Source organism: Pseudomonas putida (assembly GCF_028682475.1).
GTDB classification, from domain to species: Bacteria; Pseudomonadota; Gammaproteobacteria; order Pseudomonadales; family Pseudomonadaceae; genus Aquipseudomonas; species Aquipseudomonas putida_AG.
Window position 1 is genome coordinate 1 of sequence record NZ_JANHLE010000006.1, and the last position, 25,550, is coordinate 25,550.

The 25,550-nt window shown below is 60.9% G+C and carries 27 protein-coding genes and 1 tRNA gene; 5 read left to right on the plus strand and 23 right to left on the minus strand.

All coding sequences use genetic code 11. The annotated features are described in order from the left end of the window. Positions 1-33: 33 nt before the first annotated feature. Both NPS47_RS06900 and NPS47_RS06905 read right to left on the minus strand, forming a co-directional pair. On the minus strand, positions 34-1,104 hold the full coding sequence (locus NPS47_RS06900; protein WP_274294269.1) for an AI-2E family transporter: 1,071 nt from the start codon (positions 1,102-1,104) through the stop codon (positions 34-36). A gap of 23 nt (positions 1,105-1,127) precedes the next feature. Beyond that, on the minus strand, positions 1,128-1,367 hold the full coding sequence (locus tag NPS47_RS06905; RefSeq protein WP_274294270.1) for a sulfurtransferase TusA family protein: 240 nt from the start codon (positions 1,365-1,367) through the stop codon (positions 1,128-1,130). Between the two features lie 108 nt (positions 1,368-1,475). Between NPS47_RS06905 and NPS47_RS06910 the strand changes: the two genes are divergently transcribed. Continuing rightward, entirely contained in the window at positions 1,476-2,909 is a 1,434-nt protein-coding gene (locus NPS47_RS06910; RefSeq protein WP_274294271.1) for a M48 family metalloprotease, read from the plus strand. 78 nt (positions 2,910-2,987) lie between these two features. On the opposite strand, the gene nadA is transcribed toward NPS47_RS06910, so the two are convergent. The 4 genes from nadA to NPS47_RS06930 form a co-directional block, all read right to left on the minus strand. After that, positions 2,988-4,046: a quinolinate synthase NadA gene (gene nadA, locus NPS47_RS06915; RefSeq protein WP_274294272.1), complete on the minus strand. Its 1,059-nt coding sequence runs from the start codon at positions 4,044-4,046 to the stop codon at positions 2,988-2,990. 233 nt (positions 4,047-4,279) lie between these two features. Continuing rightward, positions 4,280-5,779, minus strand: coding sequence for a YdgA family protein (locus NPS47_RS06920; RefSeq protein WP_274294273.1), 1,500 nt, complete (start codon positions 5,777-5,779; stop codon positions 4,280-4,282). A 52-nt stretch (positions 5,780-5,831) separates the two neighbouring features. Then, entirely contained in the window at positions 5,832-6,701 is an 870-nt protein-coding gene (locus NPS47_RS06925) for an isocitrate lyase/PEP mutase family protein (RefSeq protein WP_157193662.1), read from the minus strand. Positions 6,702-6,793: 92 nt separating this feature from the next. Then, entirely contained in the window at positions 6,794-7,705 is a 912-nt protein-coding gene (locus NPS47_RS06930; protein ID WP_274294274.1) for a helix-turn-helix domain-containing protein, read from the minus strand. A 173-nt stretch (positions 7,706-7,878) separates the two neighbouring features. Between NPS47_RS06930 and NPS47_RS06935 the strand changes: the two genes are divergently transcribed. The 4 genes from NPS47_RS06935 (at position 7,879) to NPS47_RS06950 (ending at position 12,182) form a co-directional block, all read left to right on the plus strand. Continuing rightward, positions 7,879-9,237, plus strand: coding sequence for a glutamine synthetase family protein (locus NPS47_RS06935; protein WP_274294275.1), 1,359 nt, complete (start codon positions 7,879-7,881; stop codon positions 9,235-9,237). A gap of 49 nt (positions 9,238-9,286) precedes the next feature. Beyond that, positions 9,287-10,375, plus strand: coding sequence for a polyamine ABC transporter substrate-binding protein (locus NPS47_RS06940; RefSeq protein WP_274294276.1), 1,089 nt, complete (start codon positions 9,287-9,289; stop codon positions 10,373-10,375). Between the two features lie 14 nt (positions 10,376-10,389). Next, the gene (locus tag NPS47_RS06945) at positions 10,390-11,685 is read left to right on the plus strand and encodes an NAD(P)/FAD-dependent oxidoreductase (protein ID WP_274294277.1); all 1,296 of its coding nucleotides are present in this window, start codon (positions 10,390-10,392) and stop codon (positions 11,683-11,685) included. Positions 11,686-11,786: 101 nt separating this feature from the next. Continuing rightward, complete coding sequence (locus tag NPS47_RS06950; RefSeq protein WP_274294278.1) at positions 11,787-12,182, plus strand: hypothetical protein; 396 nt, start codon at positions 11,787-11,789, stop codon at positions 12,180-12,182. 1 nt (position 12,183) lies between these two features. Here NPS47_RS06950 and NPS47_RS06955 read toward each other — a convergent pair whose 3' ends face one another. The 17 genes from NPS47_RS06955 to NPS47_RS07035 all read right to left on the minus strand — a co-directional run bounded on the left by NPS47_RS06955 (position 12,184) and on the right by NPS47_RS07035 (position 25,545). Continuing rightward, positions 12,184-12,870: a peptidoglycan DD-metalloendopeptidase family protein gene (locus tag NPS47_RS06955; RefSeq protein ID WP_274294279.1), complete on the minus strand. Its 687-nt coding sequence runs from the start codon at positions 12,868-12,870 to the stop codon at positions 12,184-12,186. 88 nt (positions 12,871-12,958) lie between these two features. Beyond that, a tRNA-Lys gene (locus NPS47_RS06960) sits at positions 12,959-13,034 on the minus strand. A gap of 61 nt (positions 13,035-13,095) precedes the next feature. Continuing rightward, positions 13,096-13,770, minus strand: a complete 675-nt coding sequence (gene queC / locus NPS47_RS06965; protein WP_157193668.1) for a 7-cyano-7-deazaguanine synthase QueC — start codon at positions 13,768-13,770, stop codon at positions 13,096-13,098. Positions 13,771-13,785: 15 nt separating this feature from the next. Then, the gene (queE, locus tag NPS47_RS06970; RefSeq protein WP_038613850.1) at positions 13,786-14,433 is read right to left on the minus strand and encodes a 7-carboxy-7-deazaguanine synthase QueE; all 648 of its coding nucleotides are present in this window, start codon (positions 14,431-14,433) and stop codon (positions 13,786-13,788) included. Between the two features lie 159 nt (positions 14,434-14,592). Beyond that, on the minus strand, positions 14,593-15,408 hold the full coding sequence (gene ybgF, locus NPS47_RS06975; protein WP_274294280.1) for a tol-pal system protein YbgF: 816 nt from the start codon (positions 15,406-15,408) through the stop codon (positions 14,593-14,595). A gap of 6 nt (positions 15,409-15,414) precedes the next feature. Next, entirely contained in the window at positions 15,415-15,912 is a 498-nt protein-coding gene (gene pal / locus NPS47_RS06980) for a peptidoglycan-associated lipoprotein Pal (RefSeq protein WP_028943075.1), read from the minus strand. Between the two features lie 62 nt (positions 15,913-15,974). After that, the gene (gene tolB / locus NPS47_RS06985) at positions 15,975-17,225 is read right to left on the minus strand and encodes a Tol-Pal system beta propeller repeat protein TolB (RefSeq protein ID WP_274294442.1); all 1,251 of its coding nucleotides are present in this window, start codon (positions 17,223-17,225) and stop codon (positions 15,975-15,977) included. A 47-nt stretch (positions 17,226-17,272) separates the two neighbouring features. Next, complete coding sequence (gene tolA / locus NPS47_RS06990) at positions 17,273-18,349, minus strand: cell envelope integrity protein TolA (protein WP_274294281.1); 1,077 nt, start codon at positions 18,347-18,349, stop codon at positions 17,273-17,275. Further along, entirely contained in the window at positions 18,349-18,801 is a 453-nt protein-coding gene (gene tolR, locus NPS47_RS06995) for a protein TolR (protein ID WP_028943072.1), read from the minus strand. The genes tolA and tolR overlap by 1 nt, the downstream gene beginning before the upstream one ends. Positions 18,802-18,815: 14 nt before the next feature. Continuing rightward, positions 18,816-19,511, minus strand: coding sequence for a protein TolQ (gene tolQ, locus NPS47_RS07000; RefSeq protein WP_010223192.1), 696 nt, complete (start codon positions 19,509-19,511; stop codon positions 18,816-18,818). Positions 19,512-19,513: 2 nt separating this feature from the next. Further along, complete coding sequence (gene ybgC / locus NPS47_RS07005) at positions 19,514-19,969, minus strand: tol-pal system-associated acyl-CoA thioesterase (protein WP_051939500.1); 456 nt, start codon at positions 19,967-19,969, stop codon at positions 19,514-19,516. 125 nt (positions 19,970-20,094) lie between these two features. Continuing rightward, a complete protein-coding gene (gene ruvB / locus NPS47_RS07010; RefSeq protein ID WP_038613862.1) occupies positions 20,095-21,150 on the minus strand; it encodes a Holliday junction branch migration DNA helicase RuvB in 1,056 nt (351 codons plus the stop codon). Next, a complete protein-coding gene (ruvA, locus tag NPS47_RS07015) occupies positions 21,151-21,759 on the minus strand; it encodes a Holliday junction branch migration protein RuvA (protein ID WP_038613864.1) in 609 nt (202 codons plus the stop codon). Positions 21,760-21,867: 108 nt separating this feature from the next. Continuing rightward, positions 21,868-22,392: a crossover junction endodeoxyribonuclease RuvC gene (gene ruvC, locus NPS47_RS07020; RefSeq protein WP_038613867.1), complete on the minus strand. Its 525-nt coding sequence runs from the start codon at positions 22,390-22,392 to the stop codon at positions 21,868-21,870. Positions 22,393-22,586: 194 nt separating this feature from the next. Next, positions 22,587-23,333, minus strand: a complete 747-nt coding sequence (locus NPS47_RS07025) for a YebC/PmpR family DNA-binding transcriptional regulator (protein WP_274294282.1) — start codon at positions 23,331-23,333, stop codon at positions 22,587-22,589. Between the two features lie 120 nt (positions 23,334-23,453). Continuing rightward, positions 23,454-25,229 carry an aspartate--tRNA ligase gene (gene aspS, locus NPS47_RS07030; protein ID WP_274294443.1) on the minus strand — a complete coding sequence of 592 codons (1,776 nt, stop codon included), beginning with the start codon at positions 25,227-25,229 and terminating at the stop codon, positions 23,454-23,456. Between the two features lie 94 nt (positions 25,230-25,323). Next, entirely contained in the window at positions 25,324-25,545 is a 222-nt protein-coding gene (locus NPS47_RS07035; RefSeq protein WP_157193672.1) for an FmdB family zinc ribbon protein, read from the minus strand. Positions 25,546-25,550 lie beyond the last annotated feature (5 nt).

A 25,550-nucleotide genomic window follows, 5' to 3' on the forward strand; every position in this document is an offset into this window, starting at 1 on the left:
GGTATGTGGGAGCGGGCTTGCCCCGCGATGCTTTCACAACAACGGCGCGACAGGAGGCTCCTGCCGCGGCCAGGCATCGAGCACTGCCTTGAACAGGGTCGCCAGCGGAATCGCAAAGAAGATCCCCCAGAACCCCCACAGCCCGCCAAACAGCAAAACCGCGCAGATGATCACCACCGGGTGCAGGCTCACCGCCTCGGAGAACAGCAGCGGCACCAGAACGTTGCCATCCAGCGCCTGGATGATCGCGTAGACCGCCATCAGGTAGATGAACTGATCGCCCCAACCCCACTGGAACAAGGCAATCAGCGTGACCGGCACCGTCACCACCACCGCGCCGACATACGGCACCACCACCGACAAGCCCACCAGCAACGCCAGCAGCGCCGCATAATTGAGCCCCAGGGTGATGAAGGCAATGTAAGTCGCCCCACCGCAAATCAGGATTTCGATGCCTTTGCCACGAATGTAGTTGGCGATCTGCCGGTTCATTTCTTCGGCCACCCGGTTCATCAACGTCCGCTCACGCGGCAGGTAACCGCTGACCCAGCGGGCAATCAGCTCGCGGTCCTTGAGGAAGAAGAACACCAGGATCGGCACCAGCACCAGGTAGATCATGATGTTGACCAGCAACGGCAGACTGGACAGCGAAAAGGTCAATGCCCATTGGCCGAACTTACCAATCTCCCCGCGCAGGGCCTCAATCGCGCGCAGCACCTGTTCATCGGAAACCAGGTGCGGATAACGCTCAGGCAACAACAGCAACAGCGATTGCCACTTACCCAGCATCCCCGGCAGTTCGTTCAGCAAGGTGATCAACTGATGCCAGAGCAAAGGCACCAGCACCAGCAAGAACACCCCCAGAGCCCCCATGAACAGGGTGAAAACCAGGCCGACGGCATAGCGGGTCGGCACCCGCAGACGCTCCAGGGCGTTGACCAGTCCCTGCATGAGGAACGCCAGGACCATACCGGCAAGCACCGGCGCGAGCATGCCGCCCAGGGTCAGGACGGCGGTGAAGGCCAGAAACAGCAAGACCGCCAATACCACCGCTTCTTCATCCGAGAAGTAGCGTTGCATCCAGTCGCGAAGCACCTTGAACATTGACGATCCTTAGGGGAAAAAACTCAGGCTTTGCGCAGCCAGTAGGTGTACACACCTGCCTCGGCTGTTTCGAGCAGCAGCGTATGACCGGCCAATTTGGCAAAAGTGCGAAAATCGCGCTGCGATCCGGCATCGGTGGCGATCACCTTGAGTACCGCACCACTGGCCAGGCGATTGAGCTCCATCTTCGCCTTGAGCAGCGGTAGCGGGCAGTTCAGGCCGCAGGCGTCGAGTTCAGCGTCAAACGTCGGGGTATCGCTCATCGGTTACTCCTGGCAGGCAGAATCAATCAAGCTGGGTAGAATACCGCCACTGGTCGCCAACGTGTGAGCCAGCTACAGTAAGGCTCTTTGTCGACCAGAGCTTCGTGCATGAATTTTCTGCGCCCTACCCTGCTGACGCTGGCCTGTTTGATGGCGCTCCCCAGCCATGCCGACGACCTGCCGTCACTTGGCGACGCCAGTTCTGCCATTGTTTCCCCGCAACAGGAACACCAGCTGGGCCGCGCCTGGCTCAGCCTGCTGCGGGGCAATGTCAATCAACTGAACGATCCCCAGCTCAAGGACTATGTCGAAACCAGCGTCTATCGCCTGGCTGAAACCAGCCAGTTGCAGGACCGGCGCCTGGAATTCATCCTCATCGACAGCCGGGAACTCAACGCCTTTGCCGCCCCTGGCGGGATTGTCGGGGTCAACGGCGGCCTGTTCCTCAACGCCCAGACCGAAGGCGAGTACGCCTCGGTACTGGCCCACGAACTGGCGCACTTGTCGCAACGCCACTTTGCCCGCGGCGTCGAGGCCCAGCAGCGTATGCAGTTGCCGATGATGGGTGCGCTACTGGTCGGCATCGTCGCTGCTGCCGCCGGTGCCGGCGATGCCGGTATCGCCGCGATTGCCGGCACCCAGGCTGCAGCCATTCAGGAGCAGCGGCGCTTCTCGCGGCAAAACGAACAGGAAGCCGACCGCATCGGTATCCAGAACCTGGAAAAAGCCGGTTACGACCCGCGCAACATGCCAAGCATGTTCGAACGCCTGATGCGTCAGTACCGCTACGACGCCAAGCCGCCGGAATTCCTCCTGACTCACCCGGTCACCGAATCGCGTATCGCCGACACCCGCAACCGTGCCGAGCAGGCGCCCCAGGGCGGCACCGAAGACAGCGCCCGCTATCAATTGATCCGCGCCCGTGTCGCACTGATCTACGAAGGCACCCCGGGCCTTGCGGCCAAGCGCTTCCGCGCGCAACTGGATGAGAACCCCAAGCTCGACTCAGCCCGCTACGGCCTGGCCCTGGCGCTGATCAAGGGTGGCCGCCTCAACGAAGCGCGGGATGCGCTCAAGCCGTTGCTCGACAAAGCGCCCAACGATGTCACCTACAACCTGGCGCAGATTGACCTGGACGTGACCAACAATCGCCTGGCCGATGCCCAGCAGCGGGTCGAGCGCATGCGTACGCTGTACCCGGCCAACTACCCGCTGCAGCAGGCGCGGATTGACCTGCTGCTCAAGCAGAACCGTCCGGCCGAAGCGGAAAAGGCCCTGGATGCGCTGCTCAAGAATCGTCCGCAAGATCCGGACGTCTGGTATGACGTGGCAGAGGTTCGCGGCTTGTCCGGCAATACCATCGGCTTGCACCAGGCGCGTGCCGAGTACTTTGCCCTGGTCGGCGACTTTGATCAGGCGCTGCAGCAGCTCGACTACGCCAAGCAGCGGGCTGGCAACAACTTCGTGTTGGCGTCGAAGATCGATGCGCGTCAGCGCGAGCTGCTGGAGCAGCAGCGGATGGTCAAGGACATGATGCGTTAATGATGTGACAAGCATCGCGGGGCAAGCCCGCTCCCACAGGCGCTGTGGGAGCGGGCTTGCCCCGCGATGTGGGATTCCTCAAGCGTTACCGGACAACTTCATCCGCGCCGCCTGAGTAAAATCGAGCATGCGCTTGAGCGGCTTGATCGCCTGGGGAATCAGCGCAGGCTCGACGAAGATCTCGTTACTGCCCTCACGCAGGCACTGCAGGGTGCGTTCCAGGGTGTTCATGGCCATCCACGGACAGTGAGCACAGCTACGGCAAGCTGCGCCGTTACCGGCCGTAGGGGCTTCAATGAAGACCTTGTCCGGGCACAGCTGCTGCATCTTGTAGAAGATGCCGCGGTCGGTGGCGACGATGAAGGTCTTGTTCGGCAGCGTTTGCGCCGCCGCAATCAGCTGGCTGGTAGAGCCCACGGCATCCGCCAGATCAATCACCGCCTCCGGCGATTCCGGGTGCACGAGGATCGCAGCATCAGGGTACAAGGCCTTCATATCGGCCAGCTGCCGCGACTTGAACTCTTCATGGACGATGCAGGCACCATCCCAGAGCAGCATGTCAGCGCCGGTCTGTTTCTGGATGTAGCGGCCCAGGTGCTGGTCCGGGCCCCAGATGATGGTTTCGCCGTTGTCCATCAGGCTCTCGACGATTTCCAGCGCGCAGCTGGAGGTCACCACCCAGTCGGCACGGGCTTTGACCGCTGCCGAGGTGTTGGCGTAAACCACCACGGTGCGCTCCGGGTGCTTGTCGCAGAACGCCGAAAACTCTTCGACCGGGCAACCCAGGTCAAGCGAGCAGGTCGCTTCCAGGGTCGGCATCAGGACGCGTTTTTCCGGGTTGAGGATTTTTGCCGTCTCGCCCATGAAGCGCACGCCGGCGACAATCACCGTGCTGGCTTCGTGCTTGTTGCCGAAACGGGCCATTTCCAGCGAGTCGGACACACAGCCGCCGGTTTCCTCGGCCAGCGCCTGGATCACCGGATCACAGTAGTAATGGGCAACCAGCACCGCGTTCTGCGCCTTGAGTTCGGCGGCGATGGCGGCACGGTAGTCAGCCTCTTGCTCAGGCGTCAGCGGCTTGGGCTGCTTGGCATCGAGGTGGGCTTGGACCAAAAGGCGTTCGGAAATCTGGGTCATGATCGCTGGACCTGCAGGCGCTTGTGCGCGTAAGTCGAGTGTATCACCGAGCCCTGGCAAATCGGTTAGCGGCTCTGCAAGCAAGGCGCTGAACGGCGCTGCTGGCAGAACCAAAGACCTTCTGCGGCCTCGGGTTTTTATGGGATGCCGAAGGCTACAGATAATCGGATGAATTCAAAAGGTTTTTTTAGTCAAACAAGCCCCGGAGCGACTGACCGCTCCGGGGCAAGCCATCACCCTTCGGCCGGGTGCATGGCACCAAGGTTGGCCATGATCAGGCTGGCAAACTGCTCGACGGTCATTTTCTGGCCGTTGAAGTCGACCATGCCGTCGGCATAGTGCACGTTCGCCAGGATGTCGTTGCCCTGTACCGTGGCCATCTGGCTCTGCACGGCCATCATGCCGAGCATCTCCCCGGTTTGCGACGCTTGCTGGGCCAGCAGCTGCGCGTCGCTCTGGCCCTGCAGGCGGGCCTGCAAGGTAGCCAGGTCGCCAATCATGGGTTTGGACAACTGCAGCGTGCTTTGCACCTGGGTGATCATCTGCTTGTACAGTTCAGCCGATGGCAGTTCCAGGGAAGACGGCTTGCCCAGGTCGACACTCAGCTTGAAGTGGCTTTCACCATTGGCCGTCTTGAACGAAAAGTCCTCCAGGGCAATCTGCGGCTTCGCCGCCAGCAGTTGCTGGACGTTGGCGCTGACCTTGGTCTTTTCCGCCTCGGTCATCGGCAAGGTCGGCAACACCTGACCTTGCGCGGCAGCCGCCTCGAACTCCGGCAGACGGCTCTGGTACCACGCAATCAGGGTCTGCATGGCAGGCATATCGATGTTCTTCATATTCCAGACCATTGCACTGGAACCGACCGGCTGGCCATCAAAGTTGATGTCGCCAACCTTGTAGACGATGCTGCCGCCAAACTGATCGCCATCCGCGCGGGACTCGCTGTTCTGCTCAAGTTGCTTGAGCAACAGGACCTTCTGCTCCTCGCCCAGGCTCGCACTGACCTGCTCAAGCTTCATGTCGGTGCTGCCGACATAGAAACCATAAGGCGTCTTGTTCAAGTCACCGACAAGGCTCAGGTTCTTCAGTTCCAGCTTCAAGCGCCCGCTTTGCTCATCAACATGGTTCAGGCTAAAGCTTGGCGCAACACCGCTGAACTTGATCTGCTCGCCATCGCGCGTACCGCTGGCCTGAATGGTCAGACCGGAGAATTGAGTGACGGCCCCGCCCACCTCGGTCACTTGCATGGGCGGCATGATCAGCGTGCCGTCTGTCGAGCCGTCGTAGCCCAGGCTGTTCTGCCCGTATACCGGCGGCACCTCAGCGCTGGCGGCGAACCACTGGGCAGTGAACGCGTCCTTCTCCAGGGCGTAGTTACTGGCCGCCATAACCGGCATGAGCTTCAACGCCTTGACCCGGCTCCAGGGCAACGGGCCGTGCTCGATCTGATCGACAAAGCCCAGCTCGAAACTCTCCGTCCCCTCAGCGCCCTTGAGCTCGGTGACCTTGACCCGGTACCGCGCGGTGCTGGAGAACAGGTGCGATTCCAGCGATGCCAGCTCCAGGGTCACTTTGCCGCTCAACCCCGACGACTGCTTGAGCTGGACATTGGCTTGCGCCATGGCCTGCTCGAGCACTTCAGGCAATTGCTTGCCGGTGTACCAGGCGCCGGCCGTGCACACTGCAGCCACGGCAACTACCAGACCTGAAAGTACACCCACTGTTTTCTTCATGAATTGTTCCGCTTGTCCATTTGTTGAGAGTTGTTGCAGCAAGGCCAGTGGCCTATTCGTTGACGTCCATGAACTCACGCGCCCAGACGATGTAGTCGCCCGGTACGGTGTAGGTATGGGTAAGTTCGGTAGCGCTCAGGTCCGAGGCGCTGCTGGTGATCCGGCGCTGTTCGCGCAGGCAGTCGTAGGTGGCCTTGATCGCGGCGAAATAAGCGCCGTGACCATCGACGGCAATGCGCACGCCCAGTTGCGCCAGGCGGGCATCGTCGTGCAGTTGCGGGTTGCCGTAGGTCACCAGCATCAACGGCACGCTGAGGTGTTTGGCGATCTGTTCCAGGTGGTCGAAATCACGGATGCCGACCATGCACAGCGCGTCGGCACCGGCATTCTGATAGGCCACGGTACGGGCAATCACTTCTTCGACCGGAATCAACGCGGCGTTGGTCCGGGCGATGATCGACAGCTCCGGGTCGACGCGCGCTTCCAGGGCCGCGCGGATCTTGCCGACGCCCTCGGCAATGCTGATCAGGTCGGTGGACTTGCGCCCGAACTGGGCGGGCAGCAGGGTGTCTTCGATGGTCAGCGCGGCGATGCCGGCACGCTCCAGCTCAGTGACCGTGCGCATCACGTTCAAGGCGTTGCCGTAGCCGTGGTCGGCGTCGGCAATCACCGGCAACTGGGCCACCCGGCCAATGCGCGTGGCCTGTTCGGCGAACTCGCTGAGGGTAATCAGGGCAAAATCAGGTGCAGCCAGCACCTGCAGGGAAGCGACCGAACCACCGAGGATACCCACCTCGAAACCCAGGTCGGCGGCGATACGCGCCGACATCGGGTCAAACACGGAAGCCGTGTGGTAACAGGCAGGGGAAGCAAGGAGTTGACGAAACGCGCGACGCAGGTCTTGGTGGGAGGCTCTTGGCATGGTCTTTCCAATCTATCGACTTCATTTATTCGACAGAACATACCACTGCAGGCCCTCTCGCCGACAGGGTCAGATACGCAGCTTTTATCCGCTCAAGTGCGCCGTTGAGCGCGTTTGAGGGTTTCGCTGGGCAACTCCTTGAACAGTTGCTGGTAGCTGCTGGAGAAGCGGCCCAGGTGCCAGAACGACCAGTGCATGGCCACTTCGGCCACGGTACTGGCGCCCGCGCGGCTGCCCAGCAGCTCACGGCGCGCACTGTTCAGGCGGCGCAAACGCAGCCAGTGCGCCGGGGTCATGCCGGTAAAGGCCTTGAACGCCTGCTGCAGCTGACGCAGCGATACCCCGGCGACCTGCGCCAGCTCCAGCAGGTTGAGGGTCTCTTCCGGACAGTCAGCAGCCCACTCGCCGACCCGGCGCATGATCGTGCGCTCCTCGGTACGCCGCCACAGCGCGCCGCGGTCCAGGCGTACACAGGCGTTGTCGAGAATGAACAGGCAGTCTTCCAGCAGTTGCTCGGCCAGCGCTTCCCGGTTCGGCAGGTCGCTCTCCTCGCCCAGGCGCGTCAGGGTGCTGCTCAACCAGCGCCCGAACAGCGCGTTCTGCACCGAATTGAGCGGCGCCATGAACAGCCCTTCGAGGCGGGCGATATCCAGGCCGTGGCGCTGGACGAACTCGGGGCCGAACACCACCGCCACTTCCTGGTAGTTCTCCGGAGTGATCCAGATGTTGCGGCTCTCGCCGTTGAGCAGGTACAGGCTGTTGTCGGTGCGATCGAAGCAGAACGCCAGGGCGCCCGGCGGCGCACTGAAATTCTGCTCGACCCGGGTGTTCATGAATTCTTCGTAGATCTCCACGCCCTGCAGGTCCAGGCAACGCACCTGACCGGCAAAATGCCCGGGTGACATTTGCTGGTAATGCTGAGTCCAGCTGGGGGTGGCACGCACTTGTTCGCCGACGTCGGCGGTGCTGAAAGCTTGTACCTGAAACGGACTGTCCGTTGTCATGAGCGGCTCTTTATGCACTCTTTTGGTGCATTTTATCCTGCGAAAAGTGGATAGATGGATGTTCAAGGCTCACCCAAGATAGACCTCAACGCGCTGCAGGGGAAGTCGTCCAGACGGCATACCGGCCTTGATCGCTGGTCCTGGCGCGGAATAAAACCAATAACGAGGTCTTTATGAATGCCCCTTTCGATCAGCTGTCTGCGTGGCTGAAAGAACACAAGATTACCGAAGTCGAGTGCGTGGTCAGTGACCTGACCGGGATCGCCCGCGGCAAAATCGCACCCACCAACAAGTTCCTGCATGAGCGAGGCATGCGCCTGCCGGAAAGTGTGTTGCTGCAAACGGTAACCGGGGATTTCGTCGACGACGACATCTACTACGACCTGCTCGATCCGGCCGACATCGACATGGTCTGCCGCCCGGACTCGGCCGCGGTGTACGTGGTGCCATGGGCCATCGAGCCGACCGCCATCGTCATCCACGACACCTTCGACAAGCAAGGCAACCCGATTGAACTGTCGCCGCGCAACGTCCTGAAAAAAGTGCTCAAGCTGTACGCCGACAAGGGCTGGCAGCCAATCGTTGCGCCGGAGATGGAGTTCTACCTGACCCAGCGCTGCGAAGACCCGGACCTGCCCCTGCAGGCGCCGCTGGGCCGTTCAGGCCGTGCCGAAAGCGGCCGGCAGTCGTTCTCCATTGATGCCGCCAACGAATTCGATCCGCTGTTCGAAGACGTCTACGACTGGTGCGAAGCCCAGGGCCTGGACCTCGACACACTGATCCACGAAGACGGCCCGGCGCAGATGGAGATCAACTTCCGCCACGGCGACGCCCTCGACCTGGCCGACCAGATCACCGTGTTCAAGCGCACCATGCGTGAGGCGGCGCTCAAGCACAACGTCACCGCCACTTTCATGGCCAAGCCTGTGGGCGACGAGCCCGGCAGCGCCATGCACCTGCACCAGAGCGTGGTCGACATCGCCACCGGCAAACCGATCTTCGTCAATGAAGACGGGCAGATGAGCGAGCTGTTCCTGCAGCACATCGGCGGCCTGCAGAAGTACATCCCCAAGGTGTTGCCGATGTTCGCCCCCAACGTCAACTCGTTCCGCCGCTTCCTGCCCGATACCTCGGCACCAGTGAACGTCGAATGGGGTGAAGAGAACCGCACCGTGGGCCTCCGTGTACCGACCTCGAGCCCCGAGGCCATGCGTGTGGAGAACCGCCTGCCGGGTGCCGACGCCAACCCGTACCTGGCGATTGCCGCAAGTCTGCTGTGCGGCTACCTGGGCATGGTCGAGAAGATCAACCCCAGCGCCCCGGTGCAGGGCCGCGCCTATGAACGACGCAACCTGCGCCTGCCGATCACCATCGAAGACGCCCTGGCCAACATGGAAGACTGCCCGAGCATCGAGCAGCACTTGGGCAGCAAGTTCGTGCGTGGCTATGTCGCGGTCAAACGCGCCGAACACGAAAACTTCAAGCGCGTGATCAGCTCGTGGGAGCGGGAGTTCTTGCTGCTCAGCGTCTGAGCCGCGGCCAGTCACAAACATCGATAAAACAATTCCAAGAGGTGTCGATATGCGTTCATTGAAAACAGTTGCAAGTGCGACCCTGGCGCTGCTGGTCAGCGCCACAGCCCAGGCCCAGCCCAGTGTCAGCGTGTACAACTGGACCGACTATATCGGTGAAACCACCCTGGCGGATTTCCAGGGCAGCACCGGTATCAAGGTCATCTATGACGTGTTCGACTCCAACGAAACCCTGGAAGGCAAGTTGCTGGCCGGTCGCACCGGTTACGACGTGGTCGTGCCTTCCAACCACTTTCTTGCGCGCCAGGTCAAAGCCGGCGCGTTCCTGAAGCTCGACCGCGAACAGCTGCCGAACTGGAAAAACCTCGACCCGGTGCTGCTCAAGGCCCTGGAAGAGAACGATGCCGGCAACCAGCATTCGGTGCCCTACCTGTGGGGCACCAACGGCATCGGCTACAACGTCGACAAGGTCAAGCAGGTACTGGGGGTCGATCACATCGACTCGTGGGCGGTGATGTTCGAACCGGAGAATCTCAAGAAACTGAGCAAATGCGGCGTGTCCTTCATGGACTCGGCGGATGAACTGTTCCCGGCGATCCTCAACTACATGGGCATGGACCCGCGCAGCAACAGTGTCGAGGACTACAAAAAGGCCGAGGCCAAGCTGCTGACCCTGCGCCCGTACATCACCTACTTCCACTCCTCCAAGTACGTCTCGGACCTGGCCAACGGTGATATCTGCGTAGCCTTCGGCTACTCCGGCGATGTGTTCCAGGCGGCCAACCGCGCCAAGGAAGCCAACAATGGCGTCAACATTGCCTACGCCATTCCCAAGGAAGGCGCCAACCTGTGGTTCGACCTGCTGGCGATTCCCGCCGATGCCAGCAACCCGAAAGAAGCCTATGCCTTTGTGAACTACCTGCTCGACCCGCAAGTGATCGCCAAGGTCAGCGCCACCGTCGGCTATGCCAACGCCGTTCCACCGTCCCAGCAGTACATGGACGCCGACCTGGTCAAGAACCCCGAGGTGTACCCGCCGCAGGCAGTGCTGGACAAACTGTACGTTTCCAACACCCCGACCCCGCAGATCATGCGCCTGATGACCCGCTCCTGGAGCAAAGTGAAGTCGAACAAATGAACCACGGAGCCTCTATGAATCCTGCTGCGCAACATGCCAGCTCCTACTACCGGGCATCGGTCGCTGCGATGCCTGAACACCCGGTGTTGAGCGCTGAACTGAGTGCCGACGTGTGTGTGATCGGCGGCGGCTTTACCGGCGTCAACACCGCCATCGAACTGGCCCAGCGCGGCCTCTCGGTGATCCTCCTGGAAGCCCGGCGCATCGGCTGGGGTGCCAGCGGGCGCAACGGTGGCCAGCTGATCCGCGGCATCGGCCATGAGGTCGAAGGTTTTGCCCGTTACGTTGGCCAGGACGGGGTGAAATACCTGCAGCGTGCCGGCATCGAGTCGGTCGAAGTGGTGGCCAAGCGCATCAACGAGCACAACATCGACTGCGACCTGCGCTGGGGCTTTTGCGAACTGGCCAATACCCCGGCCCAGTTCGCCGCCTTTCGCGCCGAGCAGGACAGCCTGGCAGCCCTGGACTACCGCCACGAAACCCAACTGATCGGCCCTGAGCGGATGCACGAAGTGGTCGCCTCCTCGGTGTACGCCGGCGGCTTGATCGACCGTGGCTCGGGCCACCTGCACCCGCTCAACCTGGTGCTGGGCGAGGCGCAGGTGGCGGCCTCCCTCGGGGTGCGAATCTTTGAACACAGCCCGGTGCTGGAGATCAACCACGGCGCCACCGTACAGGTGCGCTGTGCCCACGGCAGCGTGCGGGCCGGCAGCCTGGTGCTGGCCTGCAACGCGCACCTGGAAGAACTCGAGCCACGCCTGAGCGGCAAGGTGCTGCCTGCAGGCAGCTACATCATCACCACCGAACCTTTGTCAGCCGCACAGGCCAAAGCACTGATCCCGCAGAACCTGGCGCTGTGCGACCAGAAAGTCGGCCTCGACTACTACCGGCTCACCGCGGACCGGCGCCTGCTGTTCGGCGGTGCCTGTCACTACTCCGGGCGCGACCCGCTGGACATCGCAGCGTACATGCGCCCGAAGATGCTCAAGGTGTTCCCGCAACTGGCCGACGCCCGCATCGAGTTCCAGTGGGGCGGCAAGATCGGCATCACCGCCAACCGCTTTCCCCAGGTTGGCCGCCTGTCGCAGCATCCCAACGTGTACTACGCCATGGGCTATTCCGGGCATGGCCTGAACGTCACCCACTGGACCGCCCGGCTGCTCGCCGAGGCGATCGATGTCGGCCACAGCCAGGGCATGGATGTGTTCAGCGCCGTACCGCACATGACCTTCCCCGGCGGCAAGGCCCTGCGCTCGCCGCTGCTGGCGCTGGGCATGATGTGGTATCGGCTGCGTGAAGTGCTGGGCTGAGACTCGCGCTCCCTCCTCCAGGCCCTTGCCAGCGAAGCAATTGCAGCTACTGTCAGTTGAATTGCAGTTGCGCTGGGCAACGGCCACGGAGGAGAGAAACGATGAGGACAATCAGCAAACTCTGCTTTTCAGGTGCGCTGCTGCTGGTGTTAGCCGGCTGCAGCAGCATTGATGCACGTACAACCGAGTACGTCGGGGTTGCCCATGCTGCCCCCACCAGCGCCGCCAATGTCGAAGTGCTGCGCCGCGAACCGCTACGCCCACACGAACGACTGGGTGAAATTCTGGTCGATGCCAGCGTCGAGCCGGCACCGCCGATCAGCGAGGTCGAACAGAAGCTGCGTGACGAGGCCGCGAAGATCGGCGGTGATGCCGTGGTGGTGGTCTACGACCGCATCCAGCCGCAGTCGGCCTATGTCAGCGGACCACTATGGGACCGTGACATCCATACGGTCGAAGGACGCAAACTCAAGGGCATCGTGATCAAGTACCAGTAGTTCAGCTTTCGGCGGGGAGCACGCTCAGCGGATTGACCGGTTTGCCGTTCTGGCGAATCTCGAAGTACAGCTGCACGCGATCAGCATCCAGGTCCCCCGCTTCGGCGATCTTCTGGCCCTTGCTGACGGTTTGCCCTTCCTTGACCAGCAGCTTGCTGTTGTGGCCGTAAACGCTGGCATGGGACGTACCGTGCTGGAGGATGATCAGGTTGCCGTAGCCGCGGATGTTAGTGGCGAACGCCACCTTGCCGCCGAGGCTGGCAAACACCGGCTGTCCCGGTTTAGCGGCAATGCGAATGCCCTTGCTGAGCTTATCCGCTGCTGAGTAGCGGCCGATCACCGTGCCCTGCAGCGGCCACGCCCAGCCGCGCAAGGTTACATTGGTAGCCGGTGCTACCGGCTTGCCCTTGCTGGCCGTGGTGGTCGTGGTACGCGTCGACGTTTTTGAGCCACCAAAGCGAATGGTCTGCCCCACATTCACGGCGTAAGGGGCGCTGATGCCGTTGTAGCGCGCCAGCTCCTTGAAATTCCAGCCATGGCGCGAGGCAATCGAATACAAGGTATCGCCGCGCTTGACCTTGTAGGTGCCGGCCACGACTTTCGTGGAGGCCACCCCTGGGCCGGTGGGTTGAGAACTGCATGCAGAAATCGCCAACAACATGGCGACCAGAACTAATCTGAACAACACGGCGCTTGCACCCACTGCTAAGGAAAAAATGGCCGGAAACGAAAAAGCCCGCGACCTTCTCAGGACGCGGGCTCTCTCTTACAGCGTATGGTGGGTCGTGTAGGATTCGAACCTACGACCAATTGGTTAAAAGCCAACTGCTCTACCAACTGAGCTAACGACCCGTTGGATGGCGCGTATAATACTGATTTCTAACAGGAAATCAACACCCCATCGCAAAATAATTTAAAAATATCGTGTTGGGTCTTCTACACCCGCCGCTTTGAAGCCGTCGGCACGCAGGCGGCAGCTGTCGCATTTACCGCAGGCACGGCCTTCATCGTCGGCCTGATAGCAGGAAACCGTCAGGCTGTAGTCCACGCCACGGGCCATACCGGCCTGGACGATCTGTGCCTTGCTCAGGTTCTGCAGCGGCGCCTGGATGCGGAAGCCCTGGCCTTCAACTCCGGCCTTGGTGGCCAGGTTGGCCATGCGCTCGAACGCCTCGACAAACTCTGGTCGGCAATCCGGATATCCGGAATAGTCCACGGCGTTGACACCGATAAAGATATCCCGCGCTTCCAGCACCTCGGCCCAGCCCAGGGCCAGGGACAGGAACACCGTGTTGCGTGCCGGCACGTAAGTGACCGGGATCCCCTCGCTCGGCGCCTCGGGCACGTCGATGCTACTGTCGGTCAGAGCCGAGCCGCCGATGCCGTCCAGGTTCAGGCCGATGACCTTGTGCTCAACCACACCCAGGTCGCGGGCGACCCGCGCAGCGGCGTTCAGCTCGGCACGATGGCGCTGGCCATAGTCGAAGCTCATGGTGTAGCAGCTGTAGCCTTCGGCTTTGGCCATGGCCACCACGGTGGCCGAGTCCAGGCCGCCGGAAAGCAGAATTACCGCACGTTTCTCAGTCATTGCATCGCACTCCTGTCAGCGTCCCGGCTCGTCGTTCCACAGCAGCTTGTGCAGCTGCATCTGAAAACGAACCGGCAAATTATCGGCCACAATCCAGTCGGCAAGGTCGGTGGCGCTCACCTGATGGTGGCTTGGCGAGAACAGCACTTCACCTGCGCGTTTTTCCAGGCCGTACTGAATGAGTTTGGACACCGCCCAGTCGTAGTCTTCACGCGAACAGATGACGAACTTGACCTGATCATTGGCGGTCAGCAGTTCGATGTTCTCGTAACGGTTACGGTGTGCTTCCTCGGAGCCTGGGGTTTTCAGGTCAACCACCCGACTTACACGCGGGTCCACCCTGGAAATATCCAGCGCGCCACTGGTCTCCAGCGAAACCTCATAGCCCGCATCACACAACTGTGTGAGCAAGGGAATGGCATTGGGTTGGGCCAGTGGTTCGCCGCCGGTGACGCAGACATAGCGCGGCTTGAAGCCTGCGACCTGCTCGAGGATCGAATCCAGGGTACGGACAGTGCCGCCACTGAAGGCGTATTCGCTGTCGCAGTACTGGCAGCGCAGCGGGCAGCCGGTGAGACGGACAAATACCGTGGGCAGGCCAGCGGTACGCGTTTCACCCTGCAACGAGTAAAAAACTTCGGTAATACGTAATGTGTCTTGCATAGTCGCCACGGGCGTAACAGCTAAACAGGCTGTCCGCCTCCGTCAGGCACCGCTGAAAACCCGTCATCGCGTAGTTCACAGCAGCGTATTTCAATAAAAGGGCAGAGATTCTAACGAAAAAACCCGCGATTAGCGCGGGTTTCTTGCTAAACGGCTGACTCAGAGCTTCTGCAGGTCGCGCTGGGCCAGTTGTGCAGCCGAAGTACCCGGGTACTGGGTAATGACTTGCTGCAGAATGCCTTTGACCCGGTCAGTGTGACCCAGGCGGCGCTCTACGTCGGCCAGCTTGTACAGCGAATCCGGCACCTTGTTGTGCTTGGGATACAGCTGGCTGACCTTGGCAAAGGCCTGCCCTGCGGCTTGCAGGTCACCTTTGGCCAGGTTCACCTCGCCCAGCCAGTACTGGGCGTTGCCGGCGTACTGACTGTTGGGGTACTTGCGCAGGAAGGCGTTGAACGCCTGGCTGGCCTTGTCGAAATCCTTGGCTTTGATCAGGTCAAAAGCAGCGTCGTAATAGAGCTTCTCTTTGGCCGGATCGCCAGGTTCGCTGCTGGCTGCGGGGGCTTGCGCGGCGGCAGCACCTGCAGCAGCGCCGGCGGCGGCTTCGCCACCGGCTGGAGAATTCTGTGGAGCCTCGGCAGGAGCGCCGGTTCCAATACGCCGATCCAGGTCCTGGTAACGCTCCAGGCTTTCCTGTTTCATGCGCGCAACATCGTTTTGCAGCTCTTCGATGATGCCTTGTTGACGCGATAGCTGATCCTGCATCTGCTGCAGTTGCAGGAACAGCTGACCCTGCGCCGAGGCAGGGGCGGTAACCCCTCCCCCGGCGTAGGCGCCGTTCGTACCATAACCCGCGGGCGGATAGCTGCTTGCGCCGCTATAGCCAGCGTTGTCATCAACAACAGGAACCTCAGCCCAAGCCACGAGTGGCAGGCTGAGCGCCAGGACGGTTACAGCACGACGGCACATTCGCATATCGAATTACTTACGCAGTTCGACGCGACGGTTCTGAGCCCAGGACTGCTCGTCGTTGCCGGTGGCAACTGGACGCTCTTCGCCGTAGGAAACCAGTTCCAGCTGAGCAGGAGAGACGCCTTGCAGTACCAGGTAGCGTTGAACGGCTTTCGCACGACGCTCGCCCAGAGCCATGTTGTATTCGCGAGTACCACGCTCGTCGGTGTTACCTTCCAGCACGACGCGAGCGCCGTTGCCTTTCAGGTCCTTGGCATGAACGTCCAGAGCGCGCATGGCTTCTGGCTTCAGGTCCGAGCTGTCGTATTCGAAGTAGAAGGTGGTGATTGCGCGCAGAGCTGCTTCTTCGCTCAGGCTGCCGTCAACAGCGCCAGTGTTGGCACCGTAGCCAGCGTTAGGGTCAACAGCGCCTTGACCAGCGTCGTCGCCGCCTTTCGAAGAGCAACCTACAGCTACGGCCATGGCCAGAGCCAGCGCAGCAAACTTACCAAACTTCAGCATTTCCATCGTGAAACTCCTAATGAACAACCCCAATGTGTTAAGTCAAGCGTAAAGCGTAAAGCGCCGCGTCAGTTCAGGTAAGGGGACCAGGACGGTTCTCTGACTTCGCCTTGAGCGGTAGGAAGCGGGAGCCTCACGCGTCCGTTGAGAGAGACGAGCATCAAGACTCCCCGGCCCTGCTGGCGGGTGGCGTAGATTAGCATGGTGCCGTTGGGCGCAACAGTAGGAGACTCATCAAGACTTGTTTCTGAGAGAATCTTTACACTGCCACGTTGCAAATCTTGTGCAGCCACCTTGAAGTTGGTGAAACCTTGTTGACGATGAATCATCACCAGGGTCTTTTCATCCGCCGAAAGTTTAGGGTTAGCGTTGTAGTTGCCTACAAAAGTTACACGCTCGGCACCACCACCGGAAACATTGGTTTTATAGATCTGTGGTTTGCCGCCACGGTCGGAAGTGAAATAAATGGTCGAACCATCTTTACCCCAGAACGGTTCGGTGTTGATACCAGGACCGGCAGTTACACGCGACAGCTGACGCGAGCCCATGTTCATCACGTAGATGTCCGGGTTACCGTCCTTGGACAGCACGAATGCCAGGCGCGAACCGTCCGGCGACCAGGCCGGGGCACCGTTGAGGCCTTCGAAGTTGGTGATCTGCTCGCGGCGACCGGTATCGATGTGCTGAACGAAGATGCGCGGACGCTTCTGCTCGAACGACACGTAGGCGATACGCTTGCCATCGGGTGCAAAACGCGGCGACAGGATCGGCTCACGCGATTGCAGCAGGGTCACCGCACGTGCACCGTCGTAGTCCGAACGTTGCAGGGTGTAACGCGTATTGTTGGTGGAGAAACGCTCAGCGGTCACGTACAGCATGCGGGTAGAGAACGCACCCTTGATGCCGGTGAGCTTCTCGAACGACTGATCGGCGATGTAGTGCGACATGTCGCGCAGCTGATCGACACCGCCAGAGACGCTGCCGGTCAGCACTTGCTGCTCGGTGGCGACGTTGAACAGTGCGTACTGCACCTGCAGGCGACCGCCGGCCGGCACAATGCTGCCGACCATGACGTACTGGGCGCCCAGGGCTTTCCAGTCACGGAAGATCACTTCGCTGGCCTGGCTCGGCTGGCTGATCATGTTCTGCCGCGGAATCGGCGAGTAATAACCGGAGTTGCGCAGGTCATTACCGATAATGTCAGCCATGTCTTCCGGCAGCACGCTACCGCCCTGCAGACCGAAAGGCACGACTGCGATAGGCGTGGCGCGATCACTGCCGCTGGTGACCAGAATGTTCTTTTCTTCTGCCACGGCCATCCCTGCTGCGCAGCAGAGAACGACCAGCAGTCCTCGAAGAAGTTTAATCACAAGGCTAGATCCTCAGGTGTGAATGTCATCTTGAATGAACGATAGGGATTGAATTCGCTCGGTTTCAAACCCTGCATCTCGGTTAAGCGACCAATGTTCTTGACCGCGGCAACGGCCGAACTGTCAAACGGACCATCGCCACTGGAGCGTGCAACGCTCACCGACGTAATGGTGCCATCAGGCAGCATGCCGATCTGCAGAACCACCGTCATGTTCTTGCGCGCAGAAGGTGGACGGGCCCAGCCCTCGGCCGCACGGGCGCGGATCAGGTCGTCGAAATCGCCGGCTACCTGGTCACCCTGCTCGTCAGCCAATGCCTGCTGCCGTTCGGTGGTGTCGGACAGAAGCTCGGCCAGGGCCTGGGCTTTCTTGTCTTCCGCCGCCTTGCGGGCTGCATCCTGTGCCTTCTTCTTGGCTGCATCAGCTGCAGCTTTCTTCTTCGCGTCTTCAGCGGCCTTTTTCTTCGCCTCTTCGGCCACTGCTTTCTTCTTGGCATCCTCGGCCGCCTTCTTCTTGGCGTCCTCGGCTGCTTTTTTCTTGGCTTCTTCAGCCGCCTGCTTCTTGGCCTCTTCGTCAGCCTTTTTCTTGGCTTCCTCTTCGGCCTTCTTCTTGGCGATATCAGCCTGTTGCTTCTCGGCAGCCTTCTTGGCCTCTTCGGCTTTCTTGGCGTCGGCGGTCTTCTTCGCTTCGTCAGCCTTCTTGGCTTCCTCGGCCTTCTTGGCCTCGGCTTCGGCGCGCGCTTCTTCCGCCTTTTGAGCAGCTTCTTCCTTCTTTTGTTCCGCAGCCTTCACTGCTTGCTGCTCGACCTTTTTCTGCTCCATCTGTTCTTCTTCGGTCTGGCGCGAAGCGGTTTTCTTCGCTTCACCCGCAATCTTCTGATTGGTCTGGGTGGTGGCCTGACTTTTCGATTTCAGCTGGTACAGAGTTGCCTGGACAATAGGCTTGGACGGCGGCAATTCCGGGGTCATGGCAAAACTGACGAACAGCATGCCGAACACCAGAACGTGCAGCGCAATGGCCCAGACACTGGGCCAGAAATAGCTTTCCGAGGCGGATGGCTCTCGCTGTTGCATCAGGGCGCCTCGGTAATCAGGCCAACGTTACCGACACCTGCTTTCTGCAACCCGCCCATGGCACCCATGACCGCGCCGTAGTCGACGGACTTGTCGCCACGGATGAAGACCTGGGTCTGTTTGCCCTGGTCACGTCCGGCGGCGATGATTTTGGTCACCGCGTCGGTCATTTGCGGCAAGGTCATGGCCTTGTCCATCTGCTTTTCGGTGTCGACTTCGCTGCCAAGGTTCCAGAAGTAGGTCTTGTCAGCCTTGATCGAAATGGTCAGGACCTGGACGTTGTTGTCCTGCGGCAAGGCTTCGCTGGAAACCTTGGGCAGGTCGACCTTCACGCCCTGGTTGAGCATCGGTGCGGTCACCATGAAAATGACCAGCAGTACCAACATCACGTCGATGTAAGGCACCACGTTCATCTCGGCGACCGGCTTGCGTTTGTGGCGAACTCGGGCCATGGGCTTTTACCTGATCACTCTTCGCTGGTGTGCACTTTACGGTGCAGGATGGCCTGGAACTCGTCGGCGAACGTGTAGTAACGGCCGATCAAGACTTCACTGCGGGCAGCGAAACGGTTGTAGGCAATCACCGCTGGAATCGCGGCAAACAGGCCGATCGCGGTAGCGATCAGGGCCTCGGCGATACCCGGGGCGACGGTGGCCAGGGTGGCCTGCTGGGCGCTGGCCAGGCCGCGGAAAGAGTTCATGATGCCCCACACGGTACCGAACAGACCGATGTACGGGCTGGTGGAACCGACGGTCGCCAGGAACGGCAGGCTCTGCTCAAGCTTCTCTTCCTCGCGGGAGATCGCTACGCGCATGGCCCGGCCAACACCTTCCATGACCGCATCCGGGTCGACACCAGGCTGCTGGCGCAGACGGGAGAACTCTTTGAAGCCGGCACGGAAAACCTGTTCGACACCCGAGTCCGGGTCCGGGTTGCTACCGGCCTGACGGTACAGCTTGGACAGGTCGATCCCCGACCAGAAGCGCTCTTCGAAGCTGTCCAGGGCTCGACGACCGGCGCGCAGCATGGTGCTGCGCTGGAAAATCATGATCCATGACGTTACCGATGCGGCAACCAGAATCAGCATCACCAGCTGTACCACGATGCTGGCATTGCTGACCAGGCTCCACATGGAGGTATGGTCGACGACGTTAGCTTCCACGCTTAATCTCCTGCATTTGAATGAGTACCCGGATCGCCAGCCTCGGCAAAGGCCGTACGCAGCGCTGGGGGAATGGCCCGGGGTTTGAAAGTATCGGCGCGCACACAGGCCACCAGGAACTGCCCTTCGCAGAGCAGCGTTGCATCTTTTTCGCGCCACACCTGCTGCACGAAGCGCAAGCTGGCGCGGTTCAATTCAAGCACTTGCGCGGTAACCCGCAATTCGTCGTCCAATCGCGCTGGCGCGTGATAGCGCGCCTCGCTGGAGTGGACCACAAACAGCAGGTTGTCCTGCGCCAAGGCCGACTGGGCAAAGCCCAGTGCGCGTAACCGCTCGGTGCGGGCACGCTCCATGAATTTCAGGTAATTGACGTAATACACCACGCCGCCCGCATCAGTGTCTTCGTAATAGACCCGACAATGATGTGCGAACGGCTCAAGCCCATTTTGCGCGCGCATACTCTAGTGCTTACTCCTCAGCTTGCCAATCCGCTCCGGCAACTGTTTTTCATCGATTATGTCGAATTGCCATCGCGGTCCTTCCATGACAGCCGATAGGACCACGAAAACAGCAGATAAATCTGTCATTCATCGGGCGGGGCGGAAAAACCTTCGCCATTGACCGACTCGCCGAGGCGATTGGGGATGTTCAAGCCGAAATGCAGGTAGGCATGCCGGGTCACCACCCTGCCCCGTGGGGTGCGCATGATATAGCCCTGCTGAATCAGGTAGGGCTCGAGCACATCCTCGATGGTGTGACGCTCTTCACTGATGGCTGCCGCCAGGCTGTCGACGCCGACCGGACCACCGTCGAACTTCTCGATCATGGTCAGCAGCAGGCGACGGTCCTGGTGATCGAAGCCGCGCTCGTCGACATCCAGCAGGTTCAACGCCATATCGGCAATCGGCTTGGTGATATGGCCCTTGCCACGCACTTCGGCAAAGTCTCGCACCCGACGCAGCAGACGGTTGGCGATCCGCGGCGTACCACGGGCGCGCCGGGCGATCTCGAAGGCACCTTCGTCTTCGATCGGCAGACCGAGAATGCCACCGGAACGGCTGACGATGGTTGCCAGGTCTTCGGTGTTATAGAACTCGAGGCGCTGGACGATACCGAAGCGGTCGCGCAACGGATTGGTCAGCATGCCGGCGCGAGTGGTGGCGCCGACCAGGGTGAACGGCGGCAGGTCGAGTTTGATCGAGCGCGCCGCCGGCCCTTCACCGATCATGATGTCGAGCTGGAAGTCCTCCATGGCCGGGTACAGCACTTCCTCGACAATGGGCGACAGACGATGGATTTCGTCGATGAACAGCACGTCGTGCGGTTCAAGGTTGGTCAACAACGCCGCCAGATCACCCGGACGCTCGAGAATAGGCCCCGAGGTGCTCTTGATCGATACGCCCATTTCCTGGGCAATGATATTGGCCAAGGTGGTTTTACCCAGCCCCGGCGGGCCGAAGATCAGGGTGTGATCCAGCGACTCGCTGCGCCCGCGGGCCGCCTCGATGAACAGGGCCATCTGCTCACGCACCACTGGCTGGCCGATGTACTCGGCCAGGCGCAGTGGACGGATCGCCCGGTCCTGGACCTCTTCGCGGTCACGCCCGGTGGCGGCTATCAGTCGATCGGCTTCTATCACTTAGATCATTCCCTTCAGGCTGCGGCGGATCAGTTCTTCACTGCTCAAACCTTTAGCATCGACGGCGGCCACTGCCTTGCTGGCTTCCTGGGGTTTGTAACCCAGGGAGATCAAGGCACTGACGGCATCGGCTTCGGCACTGGAGACAGTGGCCAGCGGCAGAGGCCCATTGGGTACCAGGGCAAACATGGCTGGGGAAGTTTCCCAGGCCTTGAAACGGTCTTTGAGCTCCACCAGCAGGCGCTCGGCGGTCTTCTTGCCGACACCCGGCACCTTGACCAGGGCCGAAGCATCCTGCGCCTGCACGCAGCGCACCAGTTCATCGACATCCAGGCCCGACATCAACGCCAGGGCCAGCTTGGGGCCGACGCCGTTGAGGCGGATCAGCTCACGGAACAGCTCGCGTTCACGCTTCTCATGGAAGCCGTACAACAGGTGGGCATCCTCACGCACCACCAGGTGGGTGTGCAGGGTCACTGCCTCACCGACCTTGGGCAGGCGGTACAGCGTGGTCATTGGCACTTCGAGCTCGTAGCCCAGGCCATTGACATCAACAATCAGGTGCGGCGGCTGCTTTTCAGCCAGAGTGCCGCGCAAACGTCCAATCACGTTGCAATCCTTCCTCATGGGCGCCGGCAAACAACCGGTCAACCCTAACAGCAAATGCAATGGCCGATGGCATTGCCCGGTCAAAATTTGTTTCAGCGCATGATGCTATCAGAGCCGCAGGCGCCCGCTACGGCTACGTGCAGTGCCCAGGCCATGAGGCAACAGGCTTGAGCGGGTATGGGCATGGCACAGGGCGATGGCCAGGGCGTCGGAGGCATCGATCTGTGGCTTCTGGGTCAGTTTGAGCAGGTGCATGACCATCATCTGCACTTGTTCCTTGTTGGCCCCGCCTGTACCGGCGACGGCCTGCTTGACCTGGGTGGCGCTGTATTCGGCGATTTCCAGCCCTTCTTCAATGGCAGCGACGATGGCCGCGCCACGCGCCTGCCCCAACTTCAGCGCCGAGTCGGCGTTGCGCGCCATGAACACGCGCTCGATGCCCATGGTCACCGGGCCGTACTGGCTGATGATCTCGCGCACACCGCGAAACACGATCTGCAAACGCTCCGGCAACTCGCCGCTGCCGGTTCGAATACACCCGGAAGCCACATATTCGCAGCCCCGAGGCCCCTGGCGCACCACGCCGTAGCCGGTGATGCGCGAACCAGGGTCGATGCCAAGAATCAGAGTCATAACGCCTGCATCTTCAATGACGCGTGATCGCGCCGTACTAAAAACAGAAGCCGGACCGACTTGCAGGTGCAATGCAGCTGCAGGCAGATCCGGCCTTCGGACCGGTAGGAGCGGGCTTGCCCCGCGATTGTGGACTGTCAGTCACACCGCATCGCGGGGCAAGCCCGCTCCCACAGGGAGACAGTTGCGCCCACCTAGCCGAGCTGCTCCATGATTTCGTCGGAAATCTCGGCATTGGAGTAGACGTTCTGCACGTCATCCAGATCCTCAAGCATATCGATCAGCTTGAGCACCTTTTGCGCGCCATCCAGGTCCAGTTCGGCACTGGTGGTCGGCTGCATGACGATTTCCGCATCCGCCGCCTTGAAGCCCGCCTCTTCCAGCGCGTTACGCACGGCATAGAAGCTGGCAAAGGAGGTGAACACATCGAAGGAGCCGTCTTCATTGCTGACCACGTCGTCAGCATCGGCCTCCATCGCCGCTTCCATCAGCGCATCTTCATCGACGCCTGCGGCAAAGCTGATCTGCCCCTTGCGTTCGAACAGGTAGGCCACCGAGCCGTCGGTGCCAAGGTTGCCGCCGCATTTACTGAAGGCGTGACGCACGGCAGCAGCGGTACGGTTGCGGTTGTCGGTCATGGCCTCGACCATGATCGCCACACCACCTGGGCCGTAACCTTCGTAGCTGAGCTCTTCAACGTTATCGGCTTCGGTCGCGCCCGCACCACGGGCAATCGCCCGGTCGATGATGTCGCGACTCATGTTGGCACCCAGGGCCTTGTCCAGAGCCAGGCGCAGACGCGGGTTGGAGCCCGGATCGCCACCGCCCTGCTTGGCGGCGACGGTCAGTTCACGGATCCACTTGGTGAAGATCTTGCCCCGCTTGGCGTCCTGACGCTCTTTGCGGTGCTTGATGTTTGCCCATTTGGAATGACCAGCCATAACGACTCCGAATCCTTTGAAACAATGCCATGCCCCTGCCCGGCGCAAACCGGGCAGAAACCATAAAATCAGTACTGCTTAACGCAAAGGCGCATCCATTTGGATGCGCCCGGGGTCCACTTACTCAGCCTTGGGCTGTTCGCGCAGACGGATGTGCAGCTCACGCAAGGCCTTGGCGTCGACCAGGCCTGGTGCCTGGGTCATGACGCACGCAGCGCTCTGGGTTTTCGGGAAGGCGATGACTTCACGAATCGACTGGGCGCCGGTCATCAGCATGACCAGACGGTCCAGACCGAAGGCCAGACCACCGTGCGGTGGCGCGCCGAACTTCAGGGCGTCGAGCAGGAAGCCGAATTTCTCTTCCTGTTCAGCCGCCTCGATACCCAGCAGACGGAACACCGCCTGTTGCATTTCCTTACGGTGGATACGGATCGAACCACCACCCAGCTCGGTCCCGTTGAGGACCATGTCGTAGGCACGCGACAGGGCGGTGGCCGGGTTGGCCTCCAGCTCTTCAGGGCTGCACTTCGGCGCGGTGAACGGGTGGTGCAGTGCAGTGAAGCTGCCGTCGTCGTTCTCTTCGAACATCGGGAAGTCGACAACCCACATCGGCGCCCACTCGCAGGTGTACAGGTTGAAATCGGCACCCAGCTTGATACGCAGCGCGCCCAGGGCCTCGCTGACGATCTTGGCCTTGTCGGCGCCGAAGAACACGATGTCGCCGTCGACCGCACCAACGCGATCAAGGATCACGTTCAGGTTGCCCTCAGGGATGTTCTTGACGATCGGCGACTGCAGGCCTTCAACGCCTTTGGCGCGCTCGTTGACCTTGATGTACGCCAGGCCCTTGGCACCGTAGATGCCGACGAACTTGGTGTACTCGTCGATCTTGCTGCGCGGCATGCTAGCGCCGCCTGGCAGACGCAGAGCGGTGACGCGGCATTTCGGATCGTTTGCCGGGCCGCTGAAGACCTTGAACTCGACATCCTTGAGCTGATCGGCAACGTCAACCAGTTCCAGCGGGATGCGCAGGTCCGGCTTGTCGGAACCGTAGCGGCGCATGGCTTCTTCGAAAGTCATGTGCGGGAAGTCGCCGAACTCCAGGTCGAGGACTTCCTTGAACAGCTTGCGGATCATGTTCTCGGTCAGGCCCATGATCTCGGATTCATTGAGGAAGCTGGTCTCAATGTCGATCTGGGTGAATTCCGGCTGACGGTCGGCACGCAGGTCTTCGTCGCGGAAGCACTTGGCGATCTGGTAGTAACGGTCGAAACCGGCCACCATCAGCAGTTGCTTGAACAGCTGCGGCGATTGCGGCAGGGCGAAGAAGCTGCCAGCGTGGGTGCGGCTCGGCACCAGGTAGTCACGCGCGCCCTCTGGGGTGGCACGGGTGAGGATCGGCGTTTCGACGTCGAGGAAGCCGTTTTCGTCGAGGTAGCGACGGATGCTGGAAGTGATCCGCGAGCGCAGGCGCAGCTTCTCGGCCATTTCCGGACGACGCAGGTCGATGAAGCGGTAGCGCAGGCGGGTTTCTTCGCCGACGTCGGAGTATTCGTTCAGCGGGAACGGCGGGGTTTCGGCTTCGTTGAGCACGGTCAGCTCGTAACCCAGCACTTCGATGGCACCGGAGGCCATGTTGGCATTCACGGCGCCAGCGGGACGCGGACGCACCTTACCGGTGATCTGCACCACATATTCGCTGCGCACGCGATCGGCAGCGGCGAAGCTGTCTGCGCGATCCGGGTCGAATACGACCTGGGCCATGCCTTCGCGGTCACGGATATCGAGGAAAATCACCCCGCCGTGGTCGCGGCGACGATGGACCCATCCGCAAAGGGTAATTTCCTGACCTTCCAGGCTCTCGTTCAGTTGGCCGCAATAATGGCTGCGCATCATGATGGTGGTTTCGCTTCTCGTCATTCGTGTGTTCAGTGGAGGCCTTGGCGCCACAAAGGGCTAATAGTGCAAGACCCTGCCGGTGCAATTCAACTCAGTCGGCCTTGTCGCCGCCTGCAAGGTTCTTTTTCGCACCGGTCTTGAAGTCGGTTTCGTACCAGCCTGTACCGCCAAGGCGGAACCCCGGGGCGGAAATCAGCTTCTTCAGCTCGGGCTTCTGACACGCCGGGCAATCGGTCAGCGGCTCGGCGCTGATCTTCTGGAGGACTTCCATCTGGTGATCACAGGAAGCACATTGATAGTCGTACAGGGGCATAGGCG